General features: G+C 48.1%; 1 rRNA gene. It reads right to left on the reverse strand.

What is annotated here, in order from left to right:
- Positions 1-166 precede the first annotated feature (166 nt).
- Positions 167-233, reverse strand: a 16S ribosomal RNA gene (locus HCN83_RS18165); the annotation flags it as partial.

Genomic DNA, 233 nt, shown 5'->3' on the forward strand with positions numbered 1-233 from the left:
TCATTGATTCAATCCGGTGATTCGTTTTCATTGCGTTATCCGGTTTTCAAAGGGCACGCTGCGTCGTGACAGGCACTGCCTGACGAACGCAACTAGAGAGGCGGTCCTCTCAAAACTAAACAAAAGAACGAGACAGAAGGAATCGATTGAGCTTGATGCTCCTTAGAAAGGAGGTGATCCATCCGCACCTTCCGGTACGGATACCTTGTTACGACTTCACCCCAATCATTTGT

Origin of the sequence: Alkalicoccus luteus, assembly GCF_012034335.1 — a bacterium.
Taxonomy (GTDB): domain Bacteria; phylum Bacillota; class Bacilli; order Bacillales; family Salisediminibacteriaceae; genus Alkalicoccus; species Alkalicoccus luteus_A.